The 2,357-nt window shown below is 70.1% G+C and carries 2 protein-coding genes and 1 pseudogene; 2 read left to right on the top strand and 1 reads right to left on the bottom strand.

The genetic code is table 11. The annotated features are described in order from the left end of the window. Together RMO12_RS06765 and RMO12_RS06760 are read left to right on the top strand one after the other, a co-directional pair. Positions 1 to 406 (top strand): annotated as a pseudogene (locus RMO12_RS06765) (lysophospholipid transporter LplT); the annotation flags it as partial. Between the two features lie 2 nt (positions 407 to 408). Next, positions 409 to 1,338 carry a DMT family transporter gene (locus RMO12_RS06760; protein WP_309625795.1) on the top strand — a complete coding sequence of 310 codons (930 nt, stop codon included), beginning with the start codon at positions 409 to 411 and terminating at the stop codon, positions 1,336 to 1,338. A gap of 73 nt (positions 1,339 to 1,411) precedes the next feature. Here the strand turns inward: RMO12_RS06760 and mnmA are convergent. Further along, positions 1,412 to 2,357, bottom strand: a 946-nt coding sequence (gene mnmA / locus RMO12_RS06755) for a tRNA 2-thiouridine(34) synthase MnmA (RefSeq protein WP_309638699.1), incomplete at its 5' end; no start/stop codon positions are given.

The raw sequence follows: 2,357 nt of genomic DNA, 5'->3' as shown, positions 1-2,357 counted from the left end.
GAACGTGATCCCGCTGGGCATCGCGATGGGCGTGCTGATGATCGCCATGAACTTCATTTCCAACGTCTGGGTCGTGGCCCCGTTCCTGATCGTGCTCGGCGGGCTCGGCGGCTTCTTGGTGGTGCCGATGAACGCCCTGCTGCAGCACCGCGGCCACAACCTCATGGGCGCGGGCCGATCGATCGCCGTGCAGAACTTCAACGAGCAGGCCTGCATCCTCGGCCTGGGCGCCTTCTACACCGGCATGACGAAGTTTGGCCTGTCGGCGTTCGGCGCGATCACGCTGTTCGGACTGGTGGTGGCGGGCATGATGGAGCTGATCCGACGCTGGCACCGCAACAACACCGTACGCCACCGCGACGAGGTCGAGCGCCTGCTCGCGCTGGCGCGCAGCGACCCGCATTAGAGATGACGCAGCCGCCATCGCAAGCGGCCGACGCGGCGCGCGCGTCGGCCGTGGCGGTGCTGGCGCTGGTGTTCAACGCCTTCGTGTGGGGCGTGTCGTGGTGGCCGCTGCGTCATCTGCAAGCCGCCGGCCTGCACCCGTTGTGGGCCACGGCGCTGATCTACGCGGTGGCGGCGACGGTGATCGTGGCGCGCTGGCCGCACGCGCCCGCGCTGCTCTGGAAGACCCCGGTGTTGTGGGTTCTCATGCTCGCAGCCGGCACCACCAACGCCGCGTTCAACTGGGCCGTGACCATCGGCGACGTGGTGCGCGTGGTGCTCTTGTTCTACCTCATGCCCTTGTGGACGGTGCTGCTGGCGCGGCTCCTGTTGCACGAGCGGCTCACGCGTTGGGCGTTGCTGCGCATGGTGATGGCTCTGGCCGGTGCGGCGATTGTTCTCGCACCCGCAGGCGGCGGTTGGCCGTGGCCGTCGGGGCTCGCAGACGCCCTCGGCGTGCTCGGCGGGCTGAGCTTCGCGCTCAACAATGTGATGCTCAAACGCGAGGCTGCGCGCCCCGCCGAGGCGCGTGCGTTGGCCATGTTCCTTGGCGGCCTGCTGGTGGCCGGTGGGCTCGCCCTCGCGCTGGCCGCCACCGGCAGCGTCCCCCTGCCCCCGCCGCCGCGCCGCGACTGGCTGCTGCCGGCCGGCCTGTTGGCGATTGCCTTCCTGGCCGCCAACATGGCGCTGCAGCACGGCGCCTCGCATTTGCGCGCCAATGTCACGGCGGTGGTGATGCTCACCGAGGTGGTGTTCGCATCGGTGTCGGCCGTGCTGCTCGGCGATGAACTGTTGACGCCGCAGATGCTGGCCGGCGGCGCGCTCATCGTCGCGGCCGCGGCGCTGTCGGCCTGGGAGCCCTCGCCCCGGCGCCACGAACGCGCTGCACGGTAGTCCAAGCATCACTGCCATCGGCGCGCCGCGGGCGGGCACCCGCTTGGGCGTGGAGCGGCGCGCTGAAGGGGCTCTACGCCCCCACCGCGACGGGGAGCGCGTGGGCATGAGGGGTCGCGCCCGCGATGAAGCCGCCGCCCAGACACACCTCGCCGTCGTAGACCACCGCCGACTGCCCCGGTGTCACGGCCCATTGCGGCATGTCGAAATCCAACACGAAGCTGCCATTCGAGCCCGGCAAGAGCCGGCACGCGGCGTCCTGCTGGCGGTAGCGCGTCTTGGCCGAAAGCGCGCCAGCGCCCGGCGCCACGCCCGCGATCCAGCTCGCCTGCCCGGCCTCGAGCGCGAGCGACTGCAACCACGGGTGGTCGTGGCCCTGCACCACCACCAGCGTGTTGCTGGCCATCAACTTCTGTGCCGCGAACCAGGGCGCGTGCTCGCCCCCCGCCGCGGCCGACGTCTTCAGGCCGCCGATGCCAATGCCCTTGCGCTGCCCGAGCGTGTAGAAAGAAAGCCCCACATGCTCGCCGATCGTGCGCCCGCGCTCGTCCTTGATCGGCCCCGGCGTGTTGGCCAGGTAGCGCGCGAGAAACTCACGGAACGGCCGCTCGCCGATGAAGCAGATGCCGGTCGAGTCTTTCTTGTCCGCCACCGCCAGGCCGATCTGCGCGGCAATGCGGCGCACCTCGGCCTTGGGCAGCTCGCCGACCGGAAACAGCGTCTTACCGAGCTGCGCCTGCGTGAGGCGGTGCAGGAAGTAGCTCTGGTCCTTGGTGGCGTCCAGGCCCTTCAGCAGCTCATGGCGGCCACCGCGTTCGCGCACCCGCGCGTAGTGGCCGGTGGCGATGCGGTCCGCGCCCAGACGCACGGCATGGTCGAGGAAGGCCTTGAACTTGATCTCGGCGTTGCACAGCACGTCGGGGTTGGGCGTGCGGCCGGCGGCGTACTCGCGCAGGAACTCGGCGAACACGCGGTCCTTGTACTCGGCCGCGAAGTTCACATGCTCGATCTCGATGCCG

Source organism: Methylibium sp. (assembly GCF_031393925.1).
In the GTDB taxonomy this organism is placed as follows: domain Bacteria; phylum Pseudomonadota; class Gammaproteobacteria; order Burkholderiales; family Burkholderiaceae_C; genus Methylibium.
The sequence above is the reverse complement of the archived record's forward strand: the minus strand, read 5'-3'. Positions and strand labels throughout refer to the sequence as shown.